Genomic DNA, 16,041 nt, shown 5'->3' with positions numbered 1-16,041 from the left:
ATTATTGCGTAAGTGGTAAGATTTGTTTTGGTTTTCTGATGATCAGACTTATCTCAATTTTTCAGTCACTTGGTCGAGCACTTGATTTCTGCTTACTGTAAATTAGCCAGCTCTTCGAGTTCCTCCCGTTGCAGTGGTTTATTAATAAAGCCCTGCACACCGTACTCATACATTTTCTCCAGATCGTGTGGGTGACTGGAGGTTGTTAGCACGAATACAGTTACTTTATCTTTTATTCTGTCCTCCAAAGAATCAAAAAACTCCATGAATTCCAATCCATCCATGATGGGCATGTTGATGTCAAGCAGCACAATCAGAGGAATATCTGACTTGCATTCGGGGTTACCTGTGCTGAAACGGTTCTGGATAATAGCATGGGCTTGCTGCCCGTTGAGAGCAACCATTATCTCCTCAACAATTCCACTCTTTTTTATGATCAGCGTATTGACATAGTTCGTGGTTTCATCATCGTCCACGAGCAGTATGCAGGGAATCTTATTCATGTTAATTAGTAAGTAATGCTAGTTTCTACTGTTAGTCTGATCAGGCGCTGTATACAACGATATCTGCAGTCAATCAACTGAAATGTTATCTTCCTTATCATGCAGTTTCAACCAGGCGGAAATTTCCTGTTTGGTGCTAAAAAAAAGAAACTCCATCTCGGGGTGCTTCCTCAGCCACAAGTATCGCCCGATTCTTTCTCCGAAGCTGTTGGGCTTGGCTATATGGATGAAGCTACTCACTCCCAGGCGCCTCATTCTCAGAAGCCATACCTGTGAGAACCAGTCAATTGAATCATCCCATACAGAGATGAGAGAACTGCAGTCATTCAGCAGGTTTTCAAAAGGGATTTGCTGTATGAGCGACTCTACCCATATTGCCACTACTTCTATCTGGTGTTTTGTGGTATAGCCATACCACTCCATCACAAGCGCACGCTGTGCTGCGTGTAGGGTAACTTTACTGTAAGTTTTCCCAAATTCATTTACAAAAGTCTTCTCCAGATTGATGGGCAGACCAGTAGGCATTTGATTTAGATTTTCGATAATGTTTTGTTCCGAAAAGCACTAGTTGAAGACAATTGTAGTATATAGCTTAACAATGAAACAGGGGGAACAGCCCGCAAAAGGACTAACAAGGGGTATTGGTTGCGAGCTACACTTACGCGGCAAACAGGCTACCTGTCACTGGCGTTTATAAAGTGAAAAGCTATACTATATACAAAGGTAGTCTAACCTATACCCGGATTGTTGGGCTGAATAGCTAAAGACATGTCACGAAAATGGGGATTGCTTTGTCGCATTTTTCACGACAAAGCTTAAGTGGCGGCAAGGTGCTGCGAATACCTATGAACGGCGCCCTAAAGTTTTTTCAAGCAGACTAAATAAGTTTGTTCTGAATGCAGTAGCGGATAAGGTCCGTATTGGACGAGAACTTCATTTTTTCGTTTATCCGATTTCGGTACGTATTTACCGTACTCAGAGTCAGACTCAGGTTCTCTGAAATAGATTTCAATGATTCTCCTTCCGCTATCTTGCACATGATTTGAAACTCTCTGTCTGAAAGTGTTTCATGAGAAACCAGCAGTTTATTGTCACCTACCAGCGTATCTGCCAATAGTTCAGCAAGGGAGGCTGTGATATACTTACCGCCGTTCCATACCTTCTTTATTGCCATGACCAGTTCTTCTGCAGCGCTCTCTTTGCATAAGTATCCGGAGGCACCAGCTTTCAGAGACCGCAGGGCATAGGTTTTTTCGGGGTACATACTCAGAATGAGCACTGGCAATTGAGGAAACATGCGCTTTAAGTCAAACAACACATCCAAGCCGCTTTTCACGGGCATGTTGATGTCGAGCACGACAAAATTTGCATCACTCTTTTTCAGCTTTTTCAGTACTTCTGCCCCGTTGGTGGCCTCCGCCACCACGGTGATATCGGGCTCGTTTCTAAGAACTTTTTTGAGTCCCTCCCGAATCAGCACATAATCGTCCGCGATTAATAAATTAATCATCCTGTCAGGTAAGTTTAAAATGATGGTTTACAATTCTATTCAGTCAAAGGGCACTTCAAGAGTCAAGCGTGTTCCTTTGTTCTGCTTTGATTCTATGGACAAACTCGCGCCAATTCTTTCGGCTCTCTCCTGCATTCCCAGAAGTCCGAAAGTTCGTGTTCCGGATAGTTTGTCATCTTGCAGCCCTTTGCCATTATCTTCAATCGTAAAACAGAAGTGGCTGTTCGTCTTCGCTATCTGAATGCTAGCCTTGGAGGCTCCGGAGTGCCGCACGATGTTCGTCATAGATTCCTGCATGATCCGGAATACCTCGATGGATTTCTCGTTTTCCAGTTCGACATAGTCCACATAAGAGAGTACATCCATTTGGATGGAGCTACGCTTCTGGAAGTCCTGTGCCTGCGACTCTAGCTCGGATAGCAAGCCAAAGTTATCCAGCACTGCAGGCCGAAGAGTCGCTACAATCTTTCGTACCGATGCAATCGAGCTATTGATGGTTTTCATCATGGACTGCAACTCCTCCTGCAACACCTCCTGCTTCACATGTCCTTTCGCAAGGGTTTTAAGCAGCAATGTTACATCAATTTTGAGAGCTGTAAAAGCCTGCCCAAGTTCATCGTGCAATTCACGTGCAATATACTTGCGCTCCTCTTCCCGCATTACCTGCAAGTGACGGGTAAGTGCCTGTAGTTGCTCATGCGATTTGGAAAGGGACTCACTCGTCTTTTTCCGTTCTTTTATATGCTCTTTCAGCAGCTCATTCGTGTTTTGCAAAGCAGCTGTTCGACTCAGCACACGATTCTCCAAGTCACGGTTGTTGTCTTCAAGTTCTGAGTTGGCCAGGTTCAGTTCATGGTTCGTTACAGCTAGTTTTTCAGCCATCGTCTTAGCCTTCTGCTCACTTTCTTCCAGTGCTTTGCGGGCATTCACCTGCTCTGTTACGTCCGTTACCAAGGTATAGAAACCATGTACCATGCCTCCCCTGCAATCAGGTATATAGCTCACTTGAATGTGCTTCACAAAGTCTTCCCTGTAGGGCATAGTTGCTTCAAAGTCCAACATTTCTCCGGCCAGGGCCCTCTGTATGTTGGCTTTCACATTATGGTAAGATGGCTCCCCTACTACCTCCCGGACTGTTTTCCCCAGTAGCTCCTGCGAGTCCACCAGAAACCATTTTTCATAGGCTTTATTTGCGAAGCGATACCGCTCTTCCCGGTCCAGGTAACCAATCAGAACCGGAAGCGAATCAGTGATCAGTTTCAGTTGCTGCTCACTTGCCTCCACCGCTATCCTGGACTTCACTTGTTCTGTTACTTCAAGCGCGAAGACGACCACACCGTCTACCTGCTTCTGATCGTTAAACTTGGCCTGCAGTATAAACCGAAAGTATCTGTCTTCAATTACGCCATCCGCAGGCCGCACGAAAGGTATAAGCAGTTCAGACTCCTCGTGGGTATTGCCTTGTTCATACACTTCTCTGAAACTCTTATAGACAAGATTATGCTCTATCTCAGGCAGTGCTTCCAGTATAGGCCTACCCAGCAGTTTCCGTTCCGGGAAGAGCCCTTCGTAAACCGGGTTTACTAAGGTATACACCAGTTCTGGTCCTTCGACAATACAAATGGCTGCAGGCGCCTTCATGAATAAGTTTTCAAGCCGCTTACGCTGTCTTTCAGCCTCTGCTTCAGCCCGCTGCAGTTCGCGGGTTCGCGTCTTTACACGTCCTTCCAATTCCCGGTTCAACTCCAGCAGCGATTCGGATTTCTGCTCTAACTCCTGCTTTGTCTGAATAAACTCGGTTACATCCAACGCAAAAATCAGTATGCCATCTACTTCACCTTTCGTATTGTAAATAGCCTGATAAATAAAATTCCAATAGATATTTTCAACCGGTTGATCTTCATAGCGCGCTACCGGAATCAGGACCTCTTTCCCTTCAAAAGTGACACCTGTCTGGTAAACATTCCGTATGATTCCCGCTATTGGTTGATTCTCCAGCTCTGGAAGCGCCTCGAATAGTGGCAGCCCTACCAGCTTACGCCCTGGAAACAGCTTTTGGTAACTGTCATTTATCTCTTTGTATACAAAATCAGGGCCTTCCAGTATAGCTAAGGCAGCAGGTGCCTGCTCAAACAAACGCTCCAAACGAAACCGCTGTTGGTCACCCAGCGCAGTGGCCCGTTTCTCCCTCACAAGGCTCTCCGCTAACTTACGTTCCGTAACGATCTGATCTGATACGTTGGTGGTTTCATGAAGTATGTAAGCTACTTTACCTCCTTCATCGAAAATAGGAATGTTGGTTACGTTCCAATAACGCTCCAAAAACTGGCCAGGCTGCTGAGGGTCACTAATATCATATTGCTGCAAATCCATCCGGTGCGGTTTGCCCGTCGCCAGTACCTGATCTAAAGAAGCTCTCAGGTTAATGGTGGCGAAAGCATGAGGGGAGCCGGGATTGTCAGGAAAAGCATCAAACAGATACTTGCCTACAATGTCCTCCCGTGTCATGAAAATCTCTTTTAAGAGCGCGTCAGTAGCGGCCTCTACCACAAACTGCGGAGAGAGCAGTAAGCTGGAGCCACTCTGGGATTGAAAAATATGGAGGAAGGGTATAGCGTGCACACTTGCGCTTTCTGTAGAGGGAGAAAGTACAGCATCGGACTCCGGGCTTGTACTGCCCGGCAGGTTTTCAAATGGCATATTATTCATAAGTTTCAAGCTTGTGCTTTACCTCAGCCCTCGGTTAGGAGAAGTGGGTAAAGCAGTAGGGCATTCGTACTGGTTGCTAAATAGGTAATGACTTAAGCTCAGCTGAACTGAAAGTAAATCAGCTAATAAATTCCCTTTGAGAGTGGAGGTTGTTCAGACCCATGCAGGGGTCGGTAAGCTGCTGTATATGGATGGGCAAAGGCTTGATGCATAGATATTCGCTTGGTAAGTTTTCTAAGGCAAAACCTTAAAAAAACACATTAAAAATTTAAGCACTTCGGCTGGTTTCAAGGCTGAAGAAACTCAGCAGCAAAACCTATCAACAAGTCAGTTTTAGAAAAAGTGCCTTTAAACTATTTAAACCCTCTTTTTACTATGTGCTAACCGGTGTATATCAGACCTGCCAAGTAGTTCAATATTTTATAGGGCTTTAGCTTAATCATTAAAAATAAAAACTTCTCAAAACCTCCCATAACTACTCATACAGAGCTAGATGCCCTATTAGGAGTAAGAAAAAGGAATGGTCTAGTACTATGTAGTAACCAGCATCTGCTTTTCTGGCATGTTGCCTGAAATCCGGTAATTAAGATGTAATTTTTTTTTCAAAAGTGGATCCGGAGTACCATCCGATGTAAAAGAATTCCTGAGTCCGAAGATGGTGGTAAAAGCATAGAATACCACCACTGTCTGAGGGGTGAACGGCTGTAATTTTGCTAACTTGCAGGCTATAACGAACAGCTTGAATAAGCAACAAATCAATTTGAATAAGCAGATCAGAAACCAGATAAAAGCCATTGCGCTTTACCAGATCTTCGGCGGTATTTTAGGTATAGCACTCACTGTTTGGGTGCTATTCAACGGCGAGATGGTGGTAGACCAGATGGCCATGCGTATCGGCCTTTTTGCCGGCGGACTTTACATCTTTTCCATCCTTTGCGGCCGTATGCTATTCCGCAATCACAAGCGCGGATTGGTGCTCTCCATTATTAACCAGGTGCTGCAGGTGGTGTACTTCTCCTTCGGCAGCTACGCCTTCCAGTATGTAGCGGGCTTACGTATCGGGGTTGGGGTGGACATGTTAGCAGGATGGACCTTTAAATTCAGGCTGGCACTCTCCTCTTTCCACTTCAGCATCGGCACCGACCTCGGCCAGAAATTCATCGGCGTAAACCTCGTTGCCCTATTCCTGATCTTCTGGTTAGAAAGGTTGCTGGAGAAGGTAAAGGAAAATTAGACAAGGACCCCTACCCCATAGGTAAAGCTGGCACAACTCGCTACCAGGATACTTTCAGGATGACATTAAGAAGGAAAGCAGCTTTCGCTAAGCTGTTCCAGGTATAGGTGTAGCCTCAGGCAAAAACGAAAAGCCCCGACCAAATGGCCGGGGCTTTTCATTGATACCAGGATCAAAATGCCCTGTATCTTACTACTCAAACTTAAGGATTCACATAAGCCGGATCACCGCCATCGTTATCCGGCAGATCACCGCCTTTAGCACGAAGTTCGGCCAGGCCTTTTTTTCCGTAGGCGATACGGGTGATCACCACATACAGCACCGGCACCACGAATATGGCCAGGAAGGTCGCGGCCAGCATACCGCCGATCACCACCCAACCAATGGTCTGGCGTGACACGGCTCCTGCACCAGCTGCCAGCGCCAGCGGAACCACACCCAAAATGAAGGCCAGCGAAGTCATAATAATCGGACGCAGACGCAGCTTCACCGCTTCGATGGTCGCTTCGATCAGGTCCATACCCCGGTCCACACGCTCTTTGGCAAATTCCACGATCAGGATCGCGTTTTTGGCCGCCAAACCGATCAGCGTGATCATACCGATCTGGGCGTACACGTTGTTGTCCAGCTTAGGCAGTAAGGTGAGTGCCAATATAGCCCCGAACATACCCAGCGGAATCGCGAACAGGATGGAGAACGGCACCGACCAGCTTTCATAAAGCGCAGCCAGCAACAGAAGTACCAGCAGGATCGAGAGCGAGAAGATGTAAATCGTGCTCGCACCCGCTGCACGCTCTTCGCGGCTCAGACCGGTGAACTCGTAGCCATAACCGGCGGGGAGTACCTCGGCAGCTACTTCCTCCAGCGCATCCAGCGCCTGACCACTACTGTAGCCCGGAGCCGCGTTTCCGTTGATATCGACAGAGCGGAACAGGTTGTAGTGTGAGATCACCGCAGCGTTTTCTACTACCCGCGAGGTCACCAGCGCACTGAGCGGCACAGACTGTCCTTGCCTGTTCATCACATAGTACTGCTTCAGGCTTTCGATATCCATGCGGTAGGAAGTGTCGGCCTGGGCCACTACCCTAAAGTTACGGCCGTAGCGTGTGAAGTCGTTCACGTAACGGCTACCCATGTAAGTGGACATAGTCGAATAAATATCAGCGATGTTCACACCCAGTCGCTTCGCTTTTTCACGGTCTACATCTATGTGGTAACCCGGTGTTTTGGCTGTGAAGAAGCTGTAGGCCATCCCAATCTCTGGGCGGGCATTGGCAGCAGCCAGGAACTGCCCCATCACCTGCTCCAGTTCACGCACATCCCCTGCCCGACGCTGCTGCAGCACGAAGGTGAAACCACCCGACTGCCCTAGACCAGGTATAGCCGGAGGCGCTACCAGTCGCACGTTAGCTTCTTTTATACCCGCAATCTTCTGCTGCACTTCAGCCATCACCCCGTTCAGGTGTGAAGCCTCGTCCTTACGCTGGTCCCAGGGCTCCAGCTGCACAAAGAAGGTACCGCTGTTCGACTTAAACGAAAAGTTAATCGCATTCAGACCAGCAATGGAGGTATAGTTTCGAATCGCTTCCACAGAACCCAACTGGTTACCAATCTCCTCAAGTATCTCCGAAGTCCGACTCATCGAAGCGCCTTCCGGCAGCTCCACCGACACGAACATTCGCCCTTCATCTTCTGTAGGTATAAAGCCGGTTGGCTTGGTGGCGAATAGCCCGAATGTGCCCACATAGATACAGATCAGGATGATCAGCACTAGTGGTGTCGCTTTGATACTCTTGCGCACCCCTACCGAATAACGCTCGGTGGTGCGGGCAAACCAGTTGTTGAAGTTGTAGAAAAACTTGTTGATGCCGCGTGAGTCTTTGTTCACGTTCATCGGCTTCAGCATCAGGGAGCAAAGTGCCGGCGTGAGCGTAAGGGCCACGAAGGCAGAGATCAATACAGAGATCGCAATCGTGATCGCGAACTGCTGGTATAGTCTACCCACGATACCAGGTATAAAGCCCACAGGTATAAACACCGCCGCCAGGATCAGACCAATGGCAATAACCGGCGCCGTGATATCTTTCATGGCCTTGCGGGTAGCTTCTCTGGCTGAGAGCTTTTCATGGTCGATGTAGTGCTGTACGGCCTCCACCACCACGATGGCGTCGTCCACCACAATACCGATCGAGAGCACGAACCCGAAGAGTGTGAGCGTGTTGATGGTGAAGCCCAGCGGGATGAAGAACACGAAGGTACCGATGATGGACACAGGTATAGCCAGGATCGGAACCAGCGTTGCGCGCCAGCTCTGCAGGAACAGGAACACCACCAGGATCACCAGAATCAGGGCCTCCACCAGCGTCTTCACCACCTCGTTGATCGACACCTGCACTACTGACACTGTTTCGAAGGATACGATGTAGTCCACATCGGCCGGAAAAGAAGCCTTCAACTCGTCAAGGGCAGCGTAGATGCCTTCGGCGGTCTCCAGGGCGTTACTGCCCGGTGCCTGGTATAGGAGCATCATCGTAGCCGGGTTACCGTTGATCTTGGACTGACGGCCATAGTCGAAGCGGCCGAACTCGATGCGGGCCACATCGCGCAGGTATACTACCGAACCGTCCGTCTGGTTGGTGCGCACGATGATGTCGCCGAACTCCTCCTGCGTCTGCAGTCGGCCGGTTACCGTGATCGGGTACTGGAAAGCCTGTGTGTTGTACTGCGGCGCACCGCCTACCGTACCAGCTGCTACCTGCAGGTTCTGCTCCTGTATGGCTGCTGTGATTTCGTTTGCCCCAATGTTATACTGCGCCAGCTTGTCTGGCTGCAGCCAAAGGCGCATACTGAAATCCTGCCCGATGGAGGTGATATCTCCCACCCCGCTTACACGCATCAGGGCATCCTTGATATAGATGTTGGTGTAGTTGTCGAGGAACTGGATATCATGGGTACGGTTTGGCGAGTAGATACCAATTACCATCATGATACTCGGGTTACGCTTACGCACCGTCACGCCCAGTCGCCTTACCTCTTCCGGCAGGGTCGGCTGCGCGATGCTGGCACGGTTCTGCACGTCAAGTGTCGCAATGTCGATGTCGGTGCCCACCTCAAAGGTAACCGACATGTTCATCTGGCCGGTACTCGTGTTGGTAGAGGTGATGTAAGCCATACCTGGCGTACCGTTGATCTGCGTCTCCACCGGTGTGGCCACCGACTGCTCTACCGTCAGGGCATCAGAGCCGGTATAGTTGGCCGACACCGATACGGTAGGCGGCGAGATATCCGGGTATTGCGTGACAGGCAAATTCATCATGGCCAGCAATCCCACCAGCACGATCACAATCGAGATCACCATGGCGGTGACGGGCCTTCTTATAAATACTTCTGAAATCATCTTGCTTGTTAATCTTCTGAAAGACCTATCTCCAATTATCTTGCAGCACCTGCCTGTGGCTGTCCCTGCTCAGGTCCGCCTAACTGTACCTTGGCTCCCTGGCGCAGACGCTGTATACCTTCGGTCACGATCTGCTGCCCCTGCTGCAGGCCTTCGCGCACCACAATGTTGCCGTTCACGCGGGTGCCCAGCTGCACATTCTGCTGTACCACAGAGTCGCCCTGCACCACATACACGTAGTACTCACCCAACTGCTCTGTCACCGCCTTGAACGGAATCACAATCTGGTCGCCCAGGTCCTGGTTCAGCACGTCCAGGCTCACGGTCATACCTGGTATCAGCCTTTCATCCGGATTCGGGAACTGCACACGTACGGTGGTAGTACCTGACTGTCGGCCAATGGCTCTGTCGATGGCGACCAGCTTGCCATTGTGCTCGTACTGCTCGCCATTGTTAAAACGAATCGTGAAAAGCGAATCCGGCTGGTTGCCTTGACGCAGGTTGCTGAAGCGACCAAGCTCGGCTTCGTTGATCACGAAATCAACCGCGATCGGATCAGAAGACGACACCGTGTTCAGTAATGGCTGACCCGGTGATACCTGCGCTCCTACCCTAACCTGCGAAATACCAATCACGCCGCTGAACGGAGCCGTGATGGTCGAATAACTCAGATCGGTGCCTGCACTGCTCACCTGCGCCTGCGCCGCTGAAACCTGTGCGCGGGCTGTCTGCACCTCAGTGCGGGCGTAGTCTACCTGTTGCCTGGCGATGGCATCGCGTTCGGCCAGGCGTTCGTAGCGCTCCAGGTCCTTCTCTGCGCGGGCCAGGTTGGCTTTGGCGCTCTGAAGACTGGCCTGCGCCTGCTGTATACCTGCCTGGTATTTATTCTGGTCTATTTCGTAGAGTTTCTGCCCCTTTTTGACACGCTGCCCGTCCTGCACAAAAATGTTGGTGATGTAACCTGATACCTGCGGACGCAGCTCTACTTCCTGCAGCGGCACCACCCTGGCCGGGTAAGTATCGCGGCCGGTTACGCTTTGCTGCTTTACCTGAATCGTGTTCACCGGAACGGCCATGGCTGCAGGATTCATTTGCTGCTGTCCGGCATCGTCACCGCCGCAAGACACAAGCATAGTCGGGCTGATGATGGCTGCGAACAGCCAGGTGTATTTATTTTTCATTATCCTGTTTCTCTGATTTTATCGGTTGATGTCTATGTTTCCAAGGGCACGCTGCAGGTCCAGTTTGCTGGAGAGCACGCTGTAAAGAGCATTGTAGTAATTCAGCTGGGTAGTGCGCAGCTCAGTCTCGGCCACGATCAGGTCCACATAGGCTTTCACGCCCTCGTCGTACTGCAGCTTGATGATCTCGTACACTTCTTCGGCCATCTCCAGGTTCGACTGCACTGTCCGCCATTCCGTGTAATCACCTTTGTAATTCGCCAGCGCCGTCTGGTACTCCGTGTTAATGGCCCGTCGAGCGTCTTCGATCTGCACATCCAGGCGGTCTTCCTGCAACTGTGCGATCTTGAGGTTCTGCAGTCTTCTGGTACCCTGGAAAATCGGCAGCGCTACCTGCAGGCCAACCGATGAGTTAGGGAAGTGCTGGTCGTAGAGGTTGGCGAACTCGTTGTTGAAGTACAGGAGGTTGTAGTTGGCAAAAGCCGAAACGGTTGGCAGGAAGCTCCAGCGATTAAAAGCTGTGTTCAGCTTCAGGAGTTCGCGCTGTGTCTGCAACTGCTGCAGTTCCACCCGTTTGTCGAAGGCGATGATCTCAGTCGTGTCTACCTGTACTTCCTGCTCCATGCGGGCATACTGGTAGGTGAGGTTCAGCTGCTGTTCCACCGGGTAGCCCATCAGCTGTTTCAGGTAGGCTACGCTGGCCTTGATGTTCTCCTGCACCCGCTTGCGGTCTGACCGGATGTTGGCCAGTGTAATGGCGGCACGCTGGTAGTCGGTTTTATCGACCAGACCAACATCGTAGCGGCTGCGGGCGTCGTTGAACTGCTTTTCCTGGCGCGAGATGTTCTGGTCCAGGATGCGCAGCTGCTCCTGCGTGAGCAGCACATTGTAAAATGCCTTGCTCACCTCTACCACCGTGTTAATGCGGGTATCGGTCACCTGCTGATCCAACAACAGCTTTCTGGAACGAGACGCCCTGGAGGCGAGGAGCAGGTTATTGTCAAAAATGTTTTGGGTAGCCTGCAGCGCCAGGTTGGAGTTATACTTCTGTCCGAAGGTGATGATCTCCCCTCCGATTGGCTGCTGGGGCCTTTTGATGTTGTAGGTGCTCCCGAAGTTGGCATTGATCTGCGGAAACCAGCCCGAAAGACTGGCTCTGATCTCCCGCTCACCGATCTGCTCGTCGATCAGTGCCTGCTCCATCGCCGCCCGGTTTTCCAGCGCATACCCCACGCATTGCTCCAGGGTCAGGCTATCCGTCGCGGCTGTACCAGTGTTGTCCTGCGCCATCAGGGCGCCCGGAACCAGCAGGCAGGCAATCAGCAGTTGTTTAAAATAAGTAGTTAATTTCATGTATAATTTTGGTGTTCAGCATTTTGATTGAGTATTAAACGTGCAGGTGCAGGAACTGATGGTGATGCAACTGCTTTAGTTTTTTCTTTCTTATTTCATTTCGGGGCTTATTGTTATTGTTTAAACATCAGTGTAACGATAATTTTATTTGCTAAAGTTGGCGGCTAACGGTCAAAGGCTATACCGTCCCAAATAAGCTGCAGTATCTGTTCGAGTTCTTTTCTATCCAGATGGAGTCGGCCGCTGCCTGTCAGTTTGGCCATGGAAAGCACACTGCTGTGGGTGAGCGTAGCCAATATCTTAGGACTTACCTCTTTCAGCAATCCTTCCTGTATGCCACGCTCAAAAAAGGCAAAAAGCAAGGTATAAAACTTGTCTTCTTCAAGCGGTGGCCTTGCTGTGCTGTAAGGAGAGTTGACAAACTGCTCGAAGAACCGGAGCAGGTTCTGATTGTTCTGGTAAAAGGTATAGAGTCCACCCCAGAGGTTGAAAAAGCAATCTTTGAAAGGTATAGCGGCACAGGTTTCCTGCTCCACAACTTCAATAACCTGCTGCTGTGCGTAGTCGAACAGTTCGGTGATGAGCTGCTCTTTACTCTCGAAGTAATGGTAAATGGTACCCGCTGCCACACCGGCGTGCTTGGCGACCATACTCATCGGCGTCCCATGAAAGCCTTTATCGCGGACCAGCTCCATCGTGCTGATGAATATGGCTTTCTTCTTGTCTGCAATCGGCTCCATTCAAATCCCCTTTTAATCCCAATTGAATGTTCATTCGGTCTGCAAAGCTACGTTTGTAGCTACAATTGTGAAAGCTGTTCCGCCAAAAAACTGAATTTTCTGGTCAAACGACTTCAAAAGCATGGCAAATAAACGGGATTGTGGCTGTGAACGTAAATATAGATATAGCGCTTTTTTCACGTAAAAACCTACTGCCATGGCACTTGCACATGAACTTCACCGCACCCCTCGCATCAACAGCGCCAACAACCCTGTCTGGATGGACGCCCTGAGAATTCTCCTCGGACTATTCCTGTTTATCAAAGGCCTGCTCTTCCTGGAGCATACCACCGACGTATTCTACATCTTCAGCTCCAGCCAGGATGTTCTCTCTGCTGGCAAGGCCCATTTCCTCACCAGCATGGTACACATAGTAGGCGGTTTGATGATCGCATTTGGCATGCTTACGCGACTGGCTCTGCTCTGCCAGATTCCGATCCTGATAGGTGCTTTGCTTATCGTGAATCCCCAGCAAGGAGGCATTAGTCTGGGTAACGCCGAACTGGTTTTGTCTCTGACTGTCACAGCGTTGCTCCTCTTCTTCATGGTGAAAGGCCCGGGCCGCTACTCCATCGACAATAAGGTACTGCGGCAGAGGCAGCCAGAGGAAGAACAAGCAGACTAACCTGAGTTCTGCTACTCAGTGCTGAATAGCCACTCCAGGGCGTCGTCTTTGAACATGAAGTCACGGGACTCGCAGGGAAGCGGGGTTTGGGAGGCGATCTGGTAGATGGTTTCAATGGACAGCTGCTGAAAAATATCGGTGCCCATCACATTGGCGACCCGCTTTAACTTACTGTGCTGCAGTATCTCCGCCGAATGTATAGCGATCCAATTCTGGTCCTGCAGGGAAGGTGGCTGCATCTTGGTATAGTCGGCAAGTATCAGCTCTATTTCGTTGGCGACGATAAACTCACAGGCAAAGATCATGGCTTCGCGCAGCGGATCTGAAGGTATACTCCCCCGCCACTGGTTCCAAAGCATTTTATTTTCGGGGCTGTGCCGTATGGTCACGAAATCCTGCTCCAGCGCCTTTTCAAAGTTTAGTAGATTCATGTTCCATGCCAGCTGAGTTTGAATTTGCCTTGACTTAATGGTATATGTTTTAACGAAAATAGTTTCAAGTAATAATACAAATATTTATACAGCTTGGTTACATAAGGGCATGGGAAAGTAAAGACCAGGTGGCAAGCTGTCTTTACTTAAATAGCTGGTTATACCTTGGGTCCACTGATAAATCCTGCCTTTGCAAGGTATAGCCGAAAGAGCAGGCTTGTCTATTCCAGCATATCGACAAAAATCCGAAGCTCCTGGTATACCCTGGCCAGCTTCTGTGGCGGGAAATGCGCATTCAGACCGCTGGGATTAGGCAACAGCCACAGCCTGGTGTTTCCGATGGTCTGCTCCTGTATACCTATACCTGCATTTGCCTTTCCGAACGCTACGCGGTAGGCGGAGATCCCCAGTAAGGCCAGCACCTGTGGCTGGTACGCCAGCACTTTCTCCACCAGCCTGCCCCCTCCTTCTTTCAGTTCTGCGGCCGAGAGCTCAGCGGCGCTGGCAGTGGCCCTGTCTACGATGTTGGTGATCCCAAAACCAAGGTCCAGCAGTCCCCTTTCTTCCTCGGGCAGGTATAGCCGGGGCGTGAAACCCGCCGCATGCAGGGTCGGCCAGAAGCGGTTGCCCGGCCGGGCGAAGTTATGCCCAACTACAGCCGTGTAAAGCCCCGGGTTAATGCCGCAGAAAAGGACTTTGAGGTTGGGCGCGATGATATCAGGCAGCGTTCTGCTGTTAGCCGCCGCCAGCTCTTCTTTGGTGGGTCTTCGTTTTTGAGGTTGCATACCAGTTCTTTACTAATACCAGTTGCTTACAGTTATAATTTGGTTGGCAGTGTAATCAATAAAAGGTGAAGAAGCATCAGCTTAACGATCTAGGTTTTTTGATTTAGTAAAAAGGAATTCTGGCCTTATAGCAATTACCAGATCCAGAATTTTTTGCAAAAAAATAATACATAACTTTCTTATGCAAAACATTCTTATATATTTGCAGTATGAAAAACAGTTCACTTTATAAAGGCAGTCTCTCGACCATCATCCTAAAGCTGCTGGAGGAGAACGACAGGATGTATGGGTACGAAATCACCCAAAAGGTGAAAGAGCTGACAGCTGGAGAACTCAATATTACAGAAGGCGCCCTATACCCTTCGCTTCACAAACTTGAGGCCGAAGGGCTGCTGCAGGCAGAGATGGTACATATCGGCAACCGGATGCGGAAATACTACAAGTTGACAGAGGCAGGCAAAAAAGAAACAGCGGACAAGCTGGCCGAACTGAAAGGCTTTATAGAGCAAATGCAGGTGATCATGAATACGAACTTAGCTAATCCCTCAAAAGCATGAAAAAGGAACTGACAGCCACAGACATCGAAAAACTGTATACCTTTCTGCAGAAGAAGTTTGTAGACACCTATGACATCCAGACAGAACTGGTAGACCACCTGGCTTCTGACATTGAGAAGCAATGGGAGGGAAACCCCGACCTGACGTTGGACGAGGCGATTCAGAAAGTTTACAAGAGCTTCGGTATTTTCGGTTTTATGGATGTGTATGAAAAGCGAATAGCGGCTATCCAGAAAGAGAACATGTTGCTGTGGCTACGGACATTCTTAGCTTATTTTAAATTGCCTCACCTGCTGCTTTCCCTAGCACTGTTCGTTGGTTTTCAGCTGGCACTCACCTCACTCGATCCAGGTATGGTGAAACTGGTGAGCCTGGGAGGACTCACGGCTGCCATTCTGTATTTTGCAGTAAAGGAGTTTGTTTTCCTGAAAAAGAAATTACACAAAAAGCTGTCAATCATGCAGTATACCTATGGGTTTACGCCGCTGCTGTACTTCCCGATGTACCTCAACTACATGGTACTGGAAAAGCTGATCCCCGAAGCCATCTGGCCATATGCCTTACACATCACCATCTCTTTCATCCTGACCATTGCCTACATCGACACGATAGATAAAATCAAGCAGAGAGCCCAGAAGTTATACCCTGCTGCCTTTGCATAAGCTATACCTCATTCAACAAGCAGGCTTGTAAGCCAGGCGTTATGATTAAAACCTACCAACGCGACGAAGTGAAATGCTTCGCCGCGTTTTCTTTTATGCCTCCTATAACTGAGACTAATCCTAAATAATGCTATTACCCATCTTCCGTGCTGTTGCAACCTTACTTAAACTTCAGCCAGCGCAGGCACGACCTTTTTTAACCACAAAACTTTATACCCCACTCTCCCCTACTCTTCTCAAAAAATTATCCTTAATTTGGCCGAAAATTGGCTTACAGGGCAATTCACATCTAAATGAGCGGTATTCAGAGGGATC

Annotated in this window: 14 protein-coding genes; 4 read left to right on the top strand and 10 right to left on the bottom strand. The window is 49.4% G+C overall.

What is annotated here, in order from left to right; translation table 11 throughout:
* Positions 1 to 92: 92 nt before the first annotated feature.
* The 4 genes from BW972_RS06815 to BW972_RS06800 form a co-directional block, all read right to left on the bottom strand.
* Complete coding sequence (locus BW972_RS06815; RefSeq protein ID WP_007657726.1) at positions 93 to 503, bottom strand: response regulator; 411 nt, start codon at positions 501 to 503, stop codon at positions 93 to 95.
* 69 nt (positions 504 to 572) lie between these two features.
* Complete coding sequence (locus BW972_RS06810; protein ID WP_007657727.1) at positions 573 to 1,028, bottom strand: hypothetical protein; 456 nt, start codon at positions 1,026 to 1,028, stop codon at positions 573 to 575.
* Positions 1,029 to 1,380: 352 nt separating this feature from the next.
* Positions 1,381 to 2,013 carry a response regulator gene (locus tag BW972_RS06805; RefSeq protein ID WP_007657733.1) on the bottom strand — a complete coding sequence of 211 codons (633 nt, stop codon included), beginning with the start codon at positions 2,011 to 2,013 and terminating at the stop codon, positions 1,381 to 1,383.
* Positions 2,014 to 2,052: 39 nt separating this feature from the next.
* Positions 2,053 to 4,722 carry a PAS domain-containing protein gene (locus BW972_RS06800; RefSeq protein ID WP_076421598.1) on the bottom strand — a complete coding sequence of 890 codons (2,670 nt, stop codon included), beginning with the start codon at positions 4,720 to 4,722 and terminating at the stop codon, positions 2,053 to 2,055.
* Between the two features lie 739 nt (positions 4,723 to 5,461).
* Between BW972_RS06800 and BW972_RS06795 the strand changes: the two genes are divergently transcribed.
* Positions 5,462 to 5,956 (top strand): hypothetical protein, encoded by a 495-nt coding sequence (locus tag BW972_RS06795; protein WP_234986315.1) that lies wholly within the window; start codon positions 5,462 to 5,464, stop codon positions 5,954 to 5,956.
* Positions 5,957 to 6,158: 202 nt separating this feature from the next.
* On the opposite strand, the gene BW972_RS06790 is transcribed toward BW972_RS06795, so the two are convergent.
* The 4 genes from BW972_RS06790 to BW972_RS06775 all read right to left on the bottom strand — a co-directional run bounded on the left by BW972_RS06790 (position 6,159) and on the right by BW972_RS06775 (position 12,627).
* On the bottom strand, positions 6,159 to 9,353 hold the full coding sequence (locus BW972_RS06790) for an efflux RND transporter permease subunit (protein ID WP_076421596.1): 3,195 nt from the start codon (positions 9,351 to 9,353) through the stop codon (positions 6,159 to 6,161).
* 35 nt (positions 9,354 to 9,388) lie between these two features.
* The gene (locus BW972_RS06785) at positions 9,389 to 10,534 is read right to left on the bottom strand and encodes an efflux RND transporter periplasmic adaptor subunit (protein WP_007657742.1); all 1,146 of its coding nucleotides are present in this window, start codon (positions 10,532 to 10,534) and stop codon (positions 9,389 to 9,391) included.
* 18 nt (positions 10,535 to 10,552) lie between these two features.
* Positions 10,553 to 11,887 (bottom strand): TolC family protein, encoded by a 1,335-nt coding sequence (locus tag BW972_RS06780; RefSeq protein ID WP_076421595.1) that lies wholly within the window; start codon positions 11,885 to 11,887, stop codon positions 10,553 to 10,555.
* Between the two features lie 164 nt (positions 11,888 to 12,051).
* The gene (locus BW972_RS06775; RefSeq protein ID WP_007657760.1) at positions 12,052 to 12,627 is read right to left on the bottom strand and encodes a TetR/AcrR family transcriptional regulator; all 576 of its coding nucleotides are present in this window, start codon (positions 12,625 to 12,627) and stop codon (positions 12,052 to 12,054) included.
* Between the two features lie 196 nt (positions 12,628 to 12,823).
* On the opposite strand from BW972_RS06775, the gene BW972_RS06770 reads away from it, so the two are divergent.
* A complete protein-coding gene (locus BW972_RS06770; RefSeq protein WP_076421594.1) occupies positions 12,824 to 13,291 on the top strand; it encodes a DoxX family protein in 468 nt (155 codons plus the stop codon).
* A gap of 11 nt (positions 13,292 to 13,302) precedes the next feature.
* Here the strand turns inward: BW972_RS06770 and BW972_RS06765 are convergent, their stop codons facing one another.
* Together BW972_RS06765 and mug are read right to left on the bottom strand one after the other, a co-directional pair.
* Positions 13,303 to 13,722 carry a hypothetical protein gene (locus BW972_RS06765; protein ID WP_076421593.1) on the bottom strand — a complete coding sequence of 140 codons (420 nt, stop codon included), beginning with the start codon at positions 13,720 to 13,722 and terminating at the stop codon, positions 13,303 to 13,305.
* A 221-nt stretch (positions 13,723 to 13,943) separates the two neighbouring features.
* Positions 13,944 to 14,507: a G/U mismatch-specific DNA glycosylase gene (gene mug, locus BW972_RS06760; RefSeq protein WP_076421592.1), complete on the bottom strand. Its 564-nt coding sequence runs from the start codon at positions 14,505 to 14,507 to the stop codon at positions 13,944 to 13,946.
* 209 nt (positions 14,508 to 14,716) lie between these two features.
* Here mug and BW972_RS06755 point away from each other — a divergent pair, with 209 nt between their 5' ends.
* On the top strand, positions 14,717 to 15,064 hold the full coding sequence (locus BW972_RS06755) for a PadR family transcriptional regulator (RefSeq protein WP_076421591.1): 348 nt from the start codon (positions 14,717 to 14,719) through the stop codon (positions 15,062 to 15,064).
* Positions 15,061 to 15,726 (top strand): hypothetical protein, encoded by a 666-nt coding sequence (locus tag BW972_RS06750; RefSeq protein WP_076421590.1) that lies wholly within the window; start codon positions 15,061 to 15,063, stop codon positions 15,724 to 15,726. The genes BW972_RS06755 and BW972_RS06750 overlap by 4 nt, the downstream gene beginning before the upstream one ends.
* The last annotated feature ends 315 nt before the right edge of the window (positions 15,727 to 16,041 follow it).

The organism is Pontibacter lucknowensis, assembly GCF_900156415.1.
Lineage (GTDB): Bacteria > Bacteroidota > Bacteroidia > Cytophagales > Hymenobacteraceae > Pontibacter > Pontibacter lucknowensis.
This window is presented reverse-complemented; position numbering and strand designations above follow the sequence as displayed.

Bases quoted from the DNA above. Each gene is read 5' to 3' on its own strand.
- BW972_RS06780 (WP_076421595.1), bottom strand. From the start codon at position 11,887: ATGAAATTAACTACTTATTTTAAACAACTGCTGATTGCCTGCCTGCTG.
- BW972_RS06815 (WP_007657726.1), bottom strand. From the start codon at position 503: ATGAATAAGATTCCCTGCATACTGCTCGTGGACGATGATGAAACCACG.
- BW972_RS06785 (WP_007657742.1), bottom strand. From the start codon at position 10,534: ATGAAAAATAAATACACCTGGCTGTTCGCAGCCATCATCAGCCCGACT.
- mug (WP_076421592.1), bottom strand. From the start codon at position 14,507: ATGCAACCTCAAAAACGAAGACCCACCAAAGAAGAGCTGGCGGCGGCT.
- BW972_RS06800 (WP_076421598.1), bottom strand. From the start codon at position 4,722: ATGAATAATATGCCATTTGAAAACCTGCCGGGCAGTACAAGCCCGGAG.
- BW972_RS06775 (WP_007657760.1), bottom strand. From the start codon at position 12,627: ATGGAGCCGATTGCAGACAAGAAGAAAGCCATATTCATCAGCACGATG.
- BW972_RS06810 (WP_007657727.1), bottom strand. From the start codon at position 1,028: ATGCCTACTGGTCTGCCCATCAATCTGGAGAAGACTTTTGTAAATGAA.
- BW972_RS06790 (WP_076421596.1), bottom strand. From the start codon at position 9,353: ATGATTTCAGAAGTATTTATAAGAAGGCCCGTCACCGCCATGGTGATC.
- BW972_RS06755 (WP_076421591.1), top strand. From the start codon at position 14,717: ATGAAAAACAGTTCACTTTATAAAGGCAGTCTCTCGACCATCATCCTA.
- BW972_RS06770 (WP_076421594.1), top strand. From the start codon at position 12,824: ATGGCACTTGCACATGAACTTCACCGCACCCCTCGCATCAACAGCGCC.
- BW972_RS06805 (WP_007657733.1), bottom strand. From the start codon at position 2,013: ATGATTAATTTATTAATCGCGGACGATTATGTGCTGATTCGGGAGGGA.
- BW972_RS06750 (WP_076421590.1), top strand. From the start codon at position 15,061: ATGAAAAAGGAACTGACAGCCACAGACATCGAAAAACTGTATACCTTT.
- BW972_RS06765 (WP_076421593.1), bottom strand. From the start codon at position 13,722: ATGAATCTACTAAACTTTGAAAAGGCGCTGGAGCAGGATTTCGTGACC.